The sequence below is a fragment of the Anoxybacteroides tepidamans genome, assembly GCF_014201465.1.
GTDB lineage: Bacteria > Bacillota > Bacilli > Bacillales > Anoxybacillaceae > Anoxybacteroides > Anoxybacteroides tepidamans.
Genome location: NZ_JACHEP010000013.1, coordinates 1 through 12,801 on the forward strand (window position 1 = coordinate 1; position 12,801 = coordinate 12,801).

The following is a 12,801-nucleotide window of genomic DNA, read 5'->3' on the forward strand; positions in this document are numbered from 1 at the left end:
GCAATTTTTAAGCGGGCGCTTAAAGGGAGCATTTGACCGCATGCGTGTAGAGTTATACGTATAATCTTCTTCTCCTCCTGTCTTTTCTAAAAAAACAAAACTGAAAGGGGAAATCAAAATGTTGATGTTTAAAGAAGAGTATGGAAGCAGAAGCGACGCGTTTAACGAAGCAATCGAGAAGGTATTTGAGATGGTTGAAGGAGCATACGAGTGGGATTTAGATGCAGCGGATAATATATATCCACTCGAACGCAGAGAGATAAGTTTAACTAATGAGAAAAGCGAGAATGTCGGTAGAGTGACGATCGACATATATCCATCCGAAGAAGACGGTTATTACATTGTTGAAGCGTATTTGATTAGCGGTAATATATCACCGATCACGGCTGTTTACACGGCTCGTGAAGCGGAAAAAATATGGGGATTAGGACAGAACACCGTCGTTAAATGGATTGAGCGAGGGAAGTTTAAATTAAGCGAAGCACGGAAAAGTGGTGGCACGTGGTTAGTCACTCATAAAGGAATGGAGCGTGTTGCTGGGCGTTTAGATGATTCTTGGATGAACGAGATTGTTGAAAATTACGTCGATGGATTGAAAACATTTATTGATGAAGCGGACATGTTCTACGCGTGCGATTATATTGATGAGATTGAAGACATACTCGACGAAAAAGAGATTGAGTACACGGACATGGAAAAAGAAAAAATAAAACGACTAATCATAAGAGAATTAGTTGAAGAATACGGAGAAGATAACGTGTTTTACGGTTCTTATGAACATAAAATTGTTGTCAATGATAAAGTCGAAACTATTTACGCTCAACTAGTAATTAGAAAATAGTGATGAAACGTTTTGTGATACAAAACTGATACAAAAATGATACAAAATTCCTTTCTGAGTCTGCTATGATTGTAGCATAGAGAAATATGACGTCACTCTCTCGCACGTTGTGTGCGACAGGGTGGCGTTTTTATTTTAAATTTGAAAGGACGAGAGTATAACGGAATAGAGATGATCGGATGAATTAGGAAAGCGAGGTGACAGGCATGGAACGATACGATGAGGAAGAAGAAAAAGCGAAAGAAGCATATGAGAAGCATAAGTGCAAAGGGTGCGTATGGGCAAAATGGCAAGCCCCTTATATTGTTTCGTGCCTGTTTCCTCGGTGCGTCATAGAAGTCGGGTGGTGCGCCGATGCCTAACAGACCACTAAAACCATGCAACAAGATCGGTTGCACTAACTTAACAAGGGATAGATATTGCGAACAACATAAACACCTAGCCGAGCAGAGACAACGGACAAGACGGAATGATAAGGAATACGACAAGCATAAACGGAACCAACAAGCAAGAGCCTTCTACCATAGCCGAGAGTGGGAACGGACAAGGCTGGCTGTCTTAGCAAGAGACAATTACTTATGCCAACATTGTTTGAAAGAGAAGAAGATTACAAGGGCAGTCATTGTTGACCACGTTGTTCCTTTGCTTGTGGATTGGAGCAAGCGATTGGATATGGATAACCTGCAATCGTTATGCCAGTCCTGCCACAACCGGAAAACGGCGGAAGACAAACGACGGTATGGGTAGGGGGTATGAAAAAAGTTTTGCGGTGCCCTATGGGACCGGCGGGGGCCAGGCAAACGCAAATTTTTTTCGCAAAATGAAACTTTTTCAAGAAGGGAGGGAAGAAAGATGCCAGGCAGACCAAGCAAACCTGTTCAACTTATTAAACTGGAAGGCAATAAAGACCGGAGAACGAAAGCGGAGCTCGAACACCGTGAGAAATTCGAGAAATCCCTTTACACCGGCACGAGTTTCAAAGAATCGCCAGAGGTGAAAGCTGACCCTGTCGCACATAAAGAGTTTTTGCGGCTCAAAAAGCTATACAAGCACATTCAATATGTGGACGGGCTCGATGAACAGATTATCAATCGTTACTGCATCATGATAAGCCAAGAGCGGAGCCTACAGAACACGATTAAAAAACTCAATGAAGACATCGAAAATGCAGATGGCTTTGAAACACGTTCGGAGCTTTACAAGTTGCTTGCCAGCTTAACGACTAAACTGAATCAGACGCGCGACATGATTTTGAAGCTGGAAGATCGCCTTTTCCTAAATCCAACGGCAAGGGTAAAAGCGATCCCGAAAAAACCGCCGGAGGATGATGCTAAGAAATCGCCAATGGCCGAGTTTTTAAAGCGGAGAGCGGGTGGCAACCATGCCACATGATAAGCAACGGGCATTGGAGCCCATCGAATTTATTCAGATGCTAAAGGCTGTTGATGACTTTTACGGACAGCCTTTTATGTTGCTTGACTGGCAGTATGAGGTTCTGTGGGACGTATACGGGACGGTAAATGAAAACCGATTAAGACAGTATCGGTATGCGTATCTTGAAATCCCGAAGAAGAACGGAAAAACATCTCTAATAGCTGGATTGGCACTGTATCATTTGACTTGTGATCCGCCTGGTGGCCAAATTTATTGTTGTGCTGCAGATCGAAGCCAAGCGGAATTGGTCTACAAAGCGGCTACCGGAATGATCGAACAAGATGAAGCCTTACAAAGCATTTTGATTGTCCGGGATAGCCGAAAAGAGATTCGGAATAAGGAAACGGGAACGATTTTAAAAGTCTTATCGGCCGAAGCATACACTAAACACGGAATCAACCCGACTGTTGTCATTTTTGACGAGCTTCACGCCCAGCCGAACCGTGATTTGTGGGATGTCATGACATTCGGTGCTGGCGCGGCACGTAAAGAACCTTTGTGGTGGGTAATCACTACCGCAGGAGATGATCCAGACCGCAAATCTATCGGTTGGGAAGTACACGAATATGCAAGAAAAGTCAGGGATGGAGAAATCCATGATCCTACTTGGTACGTGAAAATATATGCAGCTGATGAAGACGACGATATTTTTGATGAACGAACTTGGTACAAAGCTAATCCAAGTCTAGGTCATACCATTTCTATCGAAGCGGTTAGACAAGAGGCGTTAGCTGCTCGAAACAGTGAAGCGGCGGAACGCCTTTTTCGTTGGCTACGGTTAAATCAATGGGTTTCCTTAAAACGAACGGGATGGCTGCCACTTTCGTTATGGGATCGAACAGAAGGAGAATGGGACTTATCAGAGCTTGTAGGCAAACGATGTTATCCTGGACTTGATTTATCGAGCACGACCGACATTACAGCCGTCTGTTACTTGTTTCCGCCGCAAGAAGGTTTTTCGGATTGGCGCTGTATTTTTGAGGCGTGGATACCGGAAGATAACATGAAAGTACGTGTACAGCGGGATAAAGTGCCGTACGATCGTTGGGTGAATCAAAAGTACTTATACGCCACGCCGGGCGATGTCGTGGACTATGATTTTGTGGAAGCGAGACTAAAAGCCGCCAGCAAACAATATGATGTTCGGGCGCTGGGCACAGACCCTTGGAATAGCCGGATGCTGACGCAACGGCTGATGAAAGACGGGATTAATGTGATTGAAATTCAACAAAACATGAAAAATATGAGCCCGGCTATGAAGATGATCGAACAGCTGATGAAGCGCGGAATGATGACGCACGAAAAGAACCCGGTGGCGCGATGGTGCTGGGGAAACATGGTGATTGCTGTAGACGGGAACGAGAACATTAAACCGATGAAAAACAAGTCAAGAGATCGCATTGACCTCATCGTCGCGCTCATTAACGCGATGGCAACAGCAATGCTGTTTGAAGAAGTGAAATTCGATGTTAACGAGACTACTGAGCAATTTCTCAAAATGATGGGATGGTAAGGAGGTGAGGGCATGGGATGGTGGAACCGCCTGACAAGAATTTTCCGACCGCGAAATGAAACGGTAGACATAAACAACCCGTTACTTTTGCAGTGGTTAGGCATTGACCCCGATACCCCGAAAGATCAACTTTCAGAAGCAACTTATTTTGCTTGTTTAAAAATCCTATCGGAGAGCCTTGGCAAATTGCCATTAAAGATGTACCAGCGGACAGAATGCGGCATTGTAAAAAGCGACAGGGAAGAAATTTACAACCTGTTAAAACTACGCCCAAACCCGTATATGACAAGTAGCGTTTTTTGGTCAACGGTGGAAATGAACCGAAATCATTATGGTAATGCGTATGTATGGTGTCGATACAACGGACCACAGCTACAAGACATGTGGATACTCCCAAGCCAGTATGTCACTATCGTGGTGGACGACGGGGGTATTTTGGGCGAGAAAAATGCGATATGGTACCGATACAATGACCCGTATGATGGCAAGATGTATGTTTTTAGAAACGATGAAGTCTTGCACTTTAAAACATCGGCAACATTTGACGGCATTACCGGCATGTCGGTTCGGGACATCTTGAAAAACACAGTGAACGGTGCGCTTGAAAGTCAAAAATTCATGAACAACCTCTATAAAACGGGGCTAACAGGAAAGGCCGTCCTTGAATACACCGGCGACCTTAACCAAGAAGCGCGAGACCGCCTTGTGAAAGGCTTTGAGCAGTTTGCAAGCGGTTCTCAGAATGCAGGGAAGATTATCCCCGTACCATTGGGAATGAAGTTGGTTCCATTAGACATTAAGCTGACCGACAGCCAGTTTTTCGAACTGAAAAAATACACCGCCCTGCAAATCGCGGCGGCGTTTGGAATCAAACCGAATCAAATCAATGACTATGAGAAGTCAAGTTATGCGTCGGCTGAAGCGCAGAACTTGGCTTTTTATGTTGATACGTTACTTTACATTCTCAAGCAATACGAAGAAGAAATCACATACAAGATTTTGAGTAGCCAACTGATTAATCAAGGCTACTTTTTTAAGTTTAATGTCAACGTTATTCTGCGCGCCGACATTAAAACGCAGATGGATAGTTTATCGACGGCGGTTCAAAACGGAATCATGAAGCCGAATGAGGCGCGTGACTATCTCGATATGCCTGCTGATGATTATGGTGATGTGTTAATGGCCAATGGAAACTACATTCCGTTAAGTATGCTTGGTGCTAACTACGGGATGAAAGGAGGTGAGGGCTAATGCCATTTTGGAAGTTCATCGTCAACCAAGCGACAGAAACCGAGCCTGAGAGCGTGGAATTGCGTATTGAAGGAGATATTGTAGACGATGACGAGGTATGGATTTATGAATGGTTTGGTCAGCCAGCGACGGCACCTAATGCGTTTAAAGAGGAGTTAAGTCAGTTCAAAGGTAAGGACATCACCGTATGGATTGATAGCTACGGTGGCAGTGTATTCGCGGCGGCTGGTATTTACAACGCGCTGAAGGAGCATAATGGCAAGATCACTGTCAAGATTGACGGCAAGGCGATGAGCGCGGCGTCTGTCATTGCGATGGCTGGCGATGAAGTGTTAATGTCTCCAATGGCGGTGATGATGATTCATAATCCATTGACGGCCGCTTACGGCAACATGCACGATTTACGCAAGGTTGCGGACATTTTAGACACGATTAAGGAGTCGATCGTCAACGCGTACGCATTAAAAACAGGGCGTTCTCGCAGCAAAATCTCGCAGATGATGGACGATGAGACGTGGATGTCGGCAAACGTCGCGGTGAAAGAAGGATTCGCTGACGGCATCTTATATCAAGATCAGCCGTTAGACGTCGCTAACATGAGTCAGTTTGCGTTTAGCCGTTTAGCAGTGGTGAATAGCGCAAAAGAGTCTATCAAAAGTTTATTGCGATTCAACGGAATCAAAATGAGTAACAACAATCAATCACAGAACTATGCATCTTCTCCTCGTTTTATAGTAGGAGATAGAGTTGAAGTATTATCTCCGCATACGGAAGGTCACGCTACAGGTGAAGTCAGAGAGGCAGTTCTAACATGGACATATGGAATTGTTTTCGATGGGATGGAAGATATGGGAATCCATCATTGGTATGTTGAATCGGAGTTACAGCCTGTTGAACAAAGCGGAAATGATGGGAACAATGATATGAATGGAAACGACGGAATGACTGATAAAAAGAAGAAAAAGAAAAAGCAACATGACATGCCAGGCATGGAATCAGACAACAAAGTTGAAAAAGAAAAATTGCTGTTAGAACTAGATTTACTCTAGTTCTTTTTTTATTTCAAAAAAATAAAGGAGGAATATCATATGCCTAAAGAACTTCGCGAACTTTTGGAACAAATCAATAACAAGAAGGAAGAAGCTCGTAAACTTCTTGCGGAAAACAAAATCGAGGAAGCGAAAAAACTGAAAGAAGAAATCGTAGCGCTGCAAGAAAAGTTTGATATTGCAAAAGAGCTTTACGAGGAACAAAAACAAACTATTGAGGATAAAGAGCCGTTAAAACCGACTGTACAAGTGAAGGAAAATGAAGTCGAAGCATTTGTCAATCACATTCGCACCCGTTTTCGTAACGCAATGAGTGAAGGTAGCAATCAAGACGGCGGGTACACGGTACCGCAAGACATTCAAACACGCATTAACGAACTTCGCGAAAGCAAAGACGCTTTGCAAAACCTTATTACAGTTGAGCCTGTAACGACTTTGAGCGGTTCGCGTGTATTTAAGAAGCGCTCGCAACAAACCGGCTTTGTCGAAGTGGCAGAAGGTGCAGCGATCGGCGAAAAAGCAACGCCGCAATTCACGCTCTTGCAATACCAAGTGAAAAAATACGCTGGCTTCTTCCGCGTCACAAACGAACTGTTAAACGACAGCACGGAAGCGATCGTAAACACGTTGGTTCGCTGGATCGGCGACGAATCCCGTGTAACGCGCAATAATTTAATTGCTTCGCTATTAGGTACGAAAGCGAAAACAGCTATCGCTGACCTTGACGCATTGAAACAAGTCGTCAACGTTCAATTAGACCCTGTTTTCCGTTCGACTTCTAGCGTTATCGTCAACCAAGATGCCTATAACTGGCTCGATACGCTGAAAGACCAAAACGGCCAATACTTGTTACAACCGTCCATTTCTTCGCCGACTGGCCGCCAGCTTCTCGGTTTACCGGTTGTGATCGTGTCGAACAAAGTCTTAGCTAACCGGGTTGACGGCGGCACAGGTGCGCAATTTGCGCCAATCATTGTAGGTGACTTGAAAGAAGCGGTTGTCATGTTCGACCGTCAACGTACAGAAATCATGTCTTCTAACGTCGCTATGGATGCGTTCGAAACTGACGCTACGTTATGGCGTGCTATCGAGCGCATGGATGTTAAATTGCGCGACGATGAAGCGTTTGTATTCGGTGAAGTACAACTTGCTTAATGAGGGGAGCAATCCCCTCTTTTTCTTTGAAGGAGGGATAGCAGCATGAAAGTTCGCGCCCTAATGGATTGTGAGGGCGTCGGTTATCGTCTGAAAAAAGGCGAGGAAGCCGACTTGCCAGAGAAAACGGCGAAACTGTTAATCAAATTTGCATATGTCGAGGAAGTGAAGCGGAAGAAGGGTGATAAATGATGATCGTCACCTTTGAAGAAGCGAAAAACTGGTTGCGCGTTGATTTTAGCGATGATGATGCGTTGATTACTACACTCATTAATGCGGCGGAGGAATATCTCAAAAACGCAACAGGCACAACATTCGACGCTACAAACTACCTTGCCAAAATTTTTTGTATGACACTAATTGCCGACTGGTACGAAAACCGAGAAATGATTGGAAAGGCAACCGACCAAACAAGGCCGATCATCCAAAGCATCTTAACTCAACTCACATACAGTTACGGTGGTGACAGCGATGAATCCGGGACTGTTTAGACACCGCATTACGCTGTTGAAGATGGTTGTCACAGAGGATGAGATCGGCCAACAAATTGAGGATTGGCAGCCAGTACGGACATGTTGGGCGGCAATTAAGACGGTAAGTGGCAGGGAATACTTTGCCGCCGCATCCGTCCAAGCGGAGCGAACCTATCGTTTTATCATTCGGTACACTCCTGGAATCGATGAAACAATGAGGATCGACTATCAAGGACGGCAGTTTGATATACAGAGCGTTCTGAACGATGACGAACGAAAGAAAACGCTGACCATTATCGCGACGGAAAGGGTGGCGGCGGATGGCTAACATTCCGATTGATCGTCTAGCTGATGAATTAGTGCAGGCGATCAAAGAATATACGGAAGATGTTGAAAATGTTGTGCGCAAAAAAACAGATGAAGTGGCGCGGAAGGTATTGAAAGAGGCGCAGGTGCTCGCTCCGAAGCGGACGGGGGAATACGCCAAGACATTCACCATCACGAAGGAAGATGGGTATGGGATTGCTAGGCGCATCATTTGGAACAAGAAACATTATCGGCGGGTGCATCTTTTAGAATTCGGACACGCTAAAGCGAATGGTGAAGGCCGAGTCAAAGAATACCCGCATTTACGTCCGGCATATGACAAGCACGGGGCAAGATTGCCGGATGAACTAAAACGAGTGATTGAAAACGGTGGTTAAGATGACACAAGCGGAGTTATATCAAGCACTTAAAAGTATCGGCTACCCTGTCGCATACGGCTCGTTTTCCAGCTCGGTTACACCGCCATTCATCACGTATCAGTTTGCTTACTCGAACGACATGATGGCGGATAACGTCAACTATGTCGCGATTGAGGATTTTCAGATTGAGCTTTACACAGCGAAAAAAGACCTTGTAGCTGAGAAAAAAGTGCAGGACAAGCTCAAAGAGCTAGGCCTACCATATCGGAAATTTGAGACATATCTCGATGAAGAAAAAGTGTATCAAATACTCTATGAAGTTCAAATAATAGGAGGTTAGAAATCTATGAGTCGAAACAAAGTTACATTCGGTTTGGAGAAAGTTCATATTGCTTTTTTGGATGAAAATGCAGTAACACAACCAGCATGGGAAACCCCTATCGCGATTCCAGGCGCAGTACGATTCAGCCCTGAACCGCAAGGGGAGGAAAGCACATTTTATGCCGATAATGGTCCGTATTTCAGTTATACCTCTAACAACGGCTACACGGCTGAATTAGAAATGGCTAACTTGCCAGACGACATCTTGGCTGAAATGCTTGGATGGGAAATTGACGCGAATGGTATGTTGGTTGAAACGACGGATGGGACACCAAAGGAATTCGCACTCTTGGGCCAAATCCTCGGAGACAAGAAAAACCGTCGTTTTGTTTATTATCGCTGCAAAGCAAGCCGCCCATCAAAAGAGCACAGCACACGTGCGGAATCTGTTGAACCAGCGACAGAAACATTGAATATTCGTATCCTTCCAATCGAAGTCAATGGAAAAAACCTTGTTCGTGGCGTGATGGAGTTGAACGATACGAATGCGACAGCATATAACTCCTTCTTCACTTCTATTTATTTACCAACATTCGGAGGAGGCGCGTAATAAATGAGAACAATTCAAATTGGAGAAAAGCAAATCGGGCTAAAGGCTACGCCTTTGGCTCTTCTTTATTATAAGCAGGAATTCAAATCTGACTTGATTGGCGACTTGCTAAAAATGCAGGCGATTGCTGATGACCCATCGGCATTGGATTCGGTTGCTCTCTTGCAGATTGCGTGGGCAATGAACAAAGCGGCGGAAGGGAAAGGCAAAACATTCCCACATTTCGAATCATGGCTCGATCAATTTGAGTATGTGGATTTTTCAGATGCTGATACTTTGACTGCGATTATGAACGAAGCAGCGGACGGGTTTTTTCGTCGAGGAAACCGAACAGCAAAATGATGACGAGGTATACGAACCGCCGGAGCGTCATGATTTAGAGTTGCTTGTATTCGGAAAACGCGCCGGCCTTTCTTTTGATGAAATCAACGAGTTGACGGTCAATGACTTGCTGAAATACGTGAATATTTACGTGGACATGGAGACCGGAAAACGAAAACCAAGGCGTAGAATGGCGACACAGGCGGATATAGACGCCTTTTTTGCGTAAAGGTGGTGAGAATATGGCAGAGACAGTAAGGGGTATTTCAGTAGTTATATCAGGCGACACCACGAAACTGGGAAAGGCGCTTGAAGACGTCAATAAAAAGGGCAAAGAGATTCAAGGGGAGCTGCGTCAAATCGACCGTTTGCTCCGGTTCGACCCATCCAACACGACCCTTTTGGCTCAAAAGCAACAGCTCCTTGCTCAACAAATAGAGAACACAAGCGAGAAGCTGAACCGACTGAAAAGCGTTCAGCAGCAAGTCGCCGATCAATTCGCGCGCGGAGAAATCAGCGAGGGGCAGTATAGAGCGTTTCAACGCGAGATTGAGAAAACACAAGGACAATTGAACAACTTGCGAAGCAAGCTCGACGAAACAAATGCATCTATCAACAAGCACACGACTGCATGGGGGAAGATGCAAGAGCGTCTATCCTCCGTCGGAAATAACCTGCGCGATGTTGGTCAACGGATGCAGTCTGTCGGGCAATCCATGGCCACGTCAATGGGTGCGGCAGCAACGGCGATCGGCGGAGCGCTAGGATTTGCCGTCAAAAAATCAATGGATTTCGAGGCGCAGATCGACCGCGTTGGTGCAATTGCGGGTGCTACCCCAACGGAGATTAAGAAGCTGGAACAAGCCGCCCTTGACCTCGGTTCGTCAACTTCCAAATCAGCCACAGAGGTGGCACAAGGAATGGAGATCATGGGCGCGATGGGGTACAACACCAATAAAATCCTCGCGGCTATGCCGGGTATCATCGCGGCGGCAGAAGCATCCGGCGAAGACATGGCACTAGTGGCTGATACTGTATCAGCGGCATTGAACGCTTTCGGTCTCGAAGCGTCGGAAGCATCAAGGGTTGCTGACGTCCTTGCACAGGCGGCCAACGATTCGGCGGCTGGCATTCAGGATATGCAATACACGTTTAAATATGCGGCGCCGATTGCCCGAACGTTGGGCATCTCGTTAGAACAGCTGGGTGCGGCAACAGAAATCATGGCAAATGCAGGGATTCGCGGCGAGACGGCCGGCACTACCCTGCGTGCAGCTCTTATTCGTTTGTCCGACCCACCAAAAGAAGCAGCGGCTATGTTGCGAGAATTGGGCGTCCGTATTACGGATTCGAGCGGAAAGATGCTTCCGTTCAATCAGATCATTGCACAGTTATCGAAAAGCACCGAGAAAATGAGCAATGCTCAAAAGCTCGCTGCATTGTCTACCATCTTCGGCACGGAAGCCGCGAGCGGGATGCTGACGGTTATTGAAGCGGGACCGGAGAAATTCGATGAACTCACAAAATCGCTGCAAAATTCGGCCGGGGCGTCACAGGAAGCAGCGCAGAAAATGAAAGACAACCTCAAGGGTTCTCTCGAAGAATTGCAGGGAGCGTTTGAAACAGCGCAAATCACGATTGGAAATGCATTAGCTCCGGCGATTGAAAAGGTTGCTGGGTATATTCAAAAGCTGGTCGATTGGTTCAACAATCTTTCTCCATCTGCTCAAAAAACAATTGCGACTATCGCGGCAGTGGCAGCGGTACTCGCGGGTATAGGTACAGCAATTGGTGTGGTGCTTGCAATTGTCGGTGCGGCGGCAAGTGGAATCGGTGCTCTTACAGCTGCGTTCGGTGCTGTTAGTGGAGCTATCGCGGCGGCAGGTGGGGCTCTAGCTGTATTGACGGGGCCGATTGGTATTGCGGTTGCAGCGATCGCGGCACTCATCGCGATTGGTGTAGCGGTCTACAAGAATTGGGACACAATCAAGGCGAAAGCAATTGAAATATGGGGTAGTATCAGAGAGTGGTTCAGCTCAACGCTTGATGGTATTAAACAGTTTTTTGAAACGACATGGATACAAATAGGAGAGTTTATTATCTCTACGTGGGAAAGTATTAAACAAGTTACAACAACCGTATGGAACGCGATAAAGGATGCTGTGATTACTATTCTCAATCCTTTTATTACTGTTGTGACTAACCTGTTCAATGGCATGAAAAATGGTTTACAAATGATTTTTGAGGGGCTAAAGCAGTATTTCAGTGGCGTATGGGAGTTCATTAAAAACATCTTTCTCGGCGCCGTCCTTCTCATCGTTGACTTTGTGACAGGTGACTTCGAGGGGCTAAAAAATGATGCAAAAGCAATTTTCGAAAACTTGAAAAACGCACTTAATAGCATATGGGAAGGTATAAAATTGATATTCAACGGCGCGGTGTCAGCGATAAAGGGCTATGTCAGCGTGGCATGGGAAACAATCAAGTCGGTAACATCAACTGTGTTCACGTCTGTAAGTAACACGATAACTGCGATATGGAATGGTATCACATCGTTTTTTTCAACAGCTGTAGAGGTTGCTAAGACGACTGTGGTCGATGGATTCAAAAATATGTGGAATTCTGTATCCGAATGGATGAACTCAATAAAAAATACAATTGTTGAGCTGTGGAATGCGGCGCAACAATTTCTTGCTAACATCGATTTACGCGAAATAGGACGTAACATCATACAAGGACTTATAAACGGTATTTCATCAATGGCTAGCGCACTTTGGGAAAAGGTGAAGTCTATTGCTGATTCTGTGAAAAATGCGTTGCGTGATGCACTTGATATCAACTCTCCATCCCGCGTCATGCGTGACGAAATAGGGAAATGGATTCCACTAGGGCTTGCAGAAGGGATTGAACGAAATATCAGCGCTGTTATGTCTGCAACCAACCGAATGGCGCAGGCGACTGTTCCAAATATCACGGGGTATTCAGGCGTTGCCAGCCCTGCTACAGCAACAATCAACGTTCCAAAAATGTCTGGTGCAAAAATAGAACAACATTTCCATTTCCACTCAACAGCACCAACGCCGTCAGAAACTGCACGAAAACATCTACAAGTTTCACGCCAGCTCGCAATGGAATGGGGGCTATGAT

Annotated in this window: 16 protein-coding genes; all 16 read left to right on the plus strand. The window is 45.6% G+C overall.

Translation table 11 applies throughout. The features are described 5' to 3' along the window. The first annotated feature begins 118 nt into the window (after positions 1 to 118). The 16 genes from HNQ34_RS17290 to HNQ34_RS11160 all read left to right on the plus strand — a co-directional run bounded on the left by HNQ34_RS17290 (position 119) and on the right by HNQ34_RS11160 (position 12,800). Positions 119 to 841 (plus strand): helix-turn-helix domain-containing protein, encoded by a 723-nt coding sequence (locus HNQ34_RS17290; protein ID WP_246364090.1) that lies wholly within the window; start codon positions 119 to 121, stop codon positions 839 to 841. Positions 842 to 1,047: 206 nt separating this feature from the next. Continuing rightward, complete coding sequence (locus HNQ34_RS11090; RefSeq protein WP_183254507.1) at positions 1,048 to 1,203, plus strand: hypothetical protein; 156 nt, start codon at positions 1,048 to 1,050, stop codon at positions 1,201 to 1,203. After that, positions 1,196 to 1,588, plus strand: coding sequence for an HNH endonuclease (locus HNQ34_RS11095; RefSeq protein WP_183254509.1), 393 nt, complete (start codon positions 1,196 to 1,198; stop codon positions 1,586 to 1,588). Before HNQ34_RS11090 ends, HNQ34_RS11095 begins: the two co-directional genes overlap by 8 nt. Positions 1,589 to 1,693: 105 nt before the next feature. Next, positions 1,694 to 2,233, plus strand: a complete 540-nt coding sequence (locus HNQ34_RS11100) for a P27 family phage terminase small subunit (protein WP_183254511.1) — start codon at positions 1,694 to 1,696, stop codon at positions 2,231 to 2,233. Further along, on the plus strand, positions 2,223 to 3,788 hold the full coding sequence (locus tag HNQ34_RS11105; RefSeq protein WP_183254513.1) for a terminase large subunit: 1,566 nt from the start codon (positions 2,223 to 2,225) through the stop codon (positions 3,786 to 3,788). Before HNQ34_RS11100 ends, HNQ34_RS11105 begins: the two co-directional genes overlap by 11 nt. 12 nt (positions 3,789 to 3,800) lie before the next feature. After that, the gene (locus HNQ34_RS11110; protein ID WP_183254515.1) at positions 3,801 to 5,039 is read left to right on the plus strand and encodes a phage portal protein; all 1,239 of its coding nucleotides are present in this window, start codon (positions 3,801 to 3,803) and stop codon (positions 5,037 to 5,039) included. After that, the gene (locus HNQ34_RS17545) at positions 5,039 to 6,088 is read left to right on the plus strand and encodes a head maturation protease, ClpP-related (RefSeq protein WP_246364093.1); all 1,050 of its coding nucleotides are present in this window, start codon (positions 5,039 to 5,041) and stop codon (positions 6,086 to 6,088) included. Before HNQ34_RS11110 ends, HNQ34_RS17545 begins: the two co-directional genes overlap by 1 nt. A 39-nt stretch (positions 6,089 to 6,127) precedes the next feature. After that, on the plus strand, positions 6,128 to 7,243 hold the full coding sequence (locus tag HNQ34_RS11120; RefSeq protein ID WP_183254518.1) for a phage major capsid protein: 1,116 nt from the start codon (positions 6,128 to 6,130) through the stop codon (positions 7,241 to 7,243). Positions 7,244 to 7,288: 45 nt separating this feature from the next. After that, positions 7,289 to 7,435 carry a hypothetical protein gene (locus HNQ34_RS11125; protein WP_183254520.1) on the plus strand — a complete coding sequence of 49 codons (147 nt, stop codon included), beginning with the start codon at positions 7,289 to 7,291 and terminating at the stop codon, positions 7,433 to 7,435. After that, the gene (locus HNQ34_RS11130) at positions 7,435 to 7,734 is read left to right on the plus strand and encodes a head-tail connector protein (protein ID WP_183254522.1); all 300 of its coding nucleotides are present in this window, start codon (positions 7,435 to 7,437) and stop codon (positions 7,732 to 7,734) included. The genes HNQ34_RS11125 and HNQ34_RS11130 overlap by 1 nt, the downstream gene beginning before the upstream one ends. Beyond that, positions 7,715 to 8,044, plus strand: coding sequence for a phage head closure protein (locus HNQ34_RS11135; RefSeq protein WP_183254524.1), 330 nt, complete (start codon positions 7,715 to 7,717; stop codon positions 8,042 to 8,044). The genes HNQ34_RS11130 and HNQ34_RS11135 overlap by 20 nt, the downstream gene beginning before the upstream one ends. Continuing rightward, a complete protein-coding gene (locus HNQ34_RS11140; protein WP_183254526.1) occupies positions 8,037 to 8,420 on the plus strand; it encodes an HK97 gp10 family phage protein in 384 nt (127 codons plus the stop codon). Before HNQ34_RS11135 ends, HNQ34_RS11140 begins: the two co-directional genes overlap by 8 nt. A 1-nt stretch (position 8,421) precedes the next feature. After that, positions 8,422 to 8,742, plus strand: a complete 321-nt coding sequence (locus HNQ34_RS11145; protein ID WP_183254527.1) for a hypothetical protein — start codon at positions 8,422 to 8,424, stop codon at positions 8,740 to 8,742. Between the two features lie 6 nt (positions 8,743 to 8,748). Beyond that, entirely contained in the window at positions 8,749 to 9,333 is a 585-nt protein-coding gene (locus HNQ34_RS11150; protein ID WP_183254530.1) for a major tail protein, read from the plus strand. A gap of 3 nt (positions 9,334 to 9,336) precedes the next feature. Beyond that, positions 9,337 to 9,675 (plus strand): hypothetical protein, encoded by a 339-nt coding sequence (locus HNQ34_RS11155; RefSeq protein WP_183254532.1) that lies wholly within the window; start codon positions 9,337 to 9,339, stop codon positions 9,673 to 9,675. A gap of 221 nt (positions 9,676 to 9,896) precedes the next feature. Then, positions 9,897 to 12,800, plus strand: coding sequence for a phage tail tape measure protein (locus HNQ34_RS11160; protein WP_221277397.1), 2,904 nt, complete (start codon positions 9,897 to 9,899; stop codon positions 12,798 to 12,800). Position 12,801: the final 1 nt, after the last annotated feature.

Bases quoted from the DNA above. Each gene is read 5' to 3' on its own strand.
- HNQ34_RS17290 (WP_246364090.1), top strand. From the start codon at position 119: ATGTTGATGTTTAAAGAAGAGTATGGAAGCAGAAGCGACGCGTTTAAC.
- HNQ34_RS11090 (WP_183254507.1), top strand. From the start codon at position 1,048: ATGGAACGATACGATGAGGAAGAAGAAAAAGCGAAAGAAGCATATGAG.
- HNQ34_RS11095 (WP_183254509.1), top strand. From the start codon at position 1,196: ATGCCTAACAGACCACTAAAACCATGCAACAAGATCGGTTGCACTAAC.
- HNQ34_RS11100 (WP_183254511.1), top strand. From the start codon at position 1,694: ATGCCAGGCAGACCAAGCAAACCTGTTCAACTTATTAAACTGGAAGGC.
- HNQ34_RS11105 (WP_183254513.1), top strand. From the start codon at position 2,223: ATGCCACATGATAAGCAACGGGCATTGGAGCCCATCGAATTTATTCAG.
- HNQ34_RS11110 (WP_183254515.1), top strand. From the start codon at position 3,801: ATGGGATGGTGGAACCGCCTGACAAGAATTTTCCGACCGCGAAATGAA.
- HNQ34_RS17545 (WP_246364093.1), top strand. From the start codon at position 5,039: ATGCCATTTTGGAAGTTCATCGTCAACCAAGCGACAGAAACCGAGCCT.
- HNQ34_RS11120 (WP_183254518.1), top strand. From the start codon at position 6,128: ATGCCTAAAGAACTTCGCGAACTTTTGGAACAAATCAATAACAAGAAG.
- HNQ34_RS11125 (WP_183254520.1), top strand. From the start codon at position 7,289: ATGAAAGTTCGCGCCCTAATGGATTGTGAGGGCGTCGGTTATCGTCTG.
- HNQ34_RS11130 (WP_183254522.1), top strand. From the start codon at position 7,435: ATGATCGTCACCTTTGAAGAAGCGAAAAACTGGTTGCGCGTTGATTTT.
- HNQ34_RS11135 (WP_183254524.1), top strand. From the start codon at position 7,715: ATGAATCCGGGACTGTTTAGACACCGCATTACGCTGTTGAAGATGGTT.
- HNQ34_RS11140 (WP_183254526.1), top strand. From the start codon at position 8,037: ATGGCTAACATTCCGATTGATCGTCTAGCTGATGAATTAGTGCAGGCG.
- HNQ34_RS11145 (WP_183254527.1), top strand. From the start codon at position 8,422: ATGACACAAGCGGAGTTATATCAAGCACTTAAAAGTATCGGCTACCCT.
- HNQ34_RS11150 (WP_183254530.1), top strand. From the start codon at position 8,749: ATGAGTCGAAACAAAGTTACATTCGGTTTGGAGAAAGTTCATATTGCT.
- HNQ34_RS11155 (WP_183254532.1), top strand. From the start codon at position 9,337: ATGAGAACAATTCAAATTGGAGAAAAGCAAATCGGGCTAAAGGCTACG.
- HNQ34_RS11160 (WP_221277397.1), top strand. From the start codon at position 9,897: ATGGCAGAGACAGTAAGGGGTATTTCAGTAGTTATATCAGGCGACACC.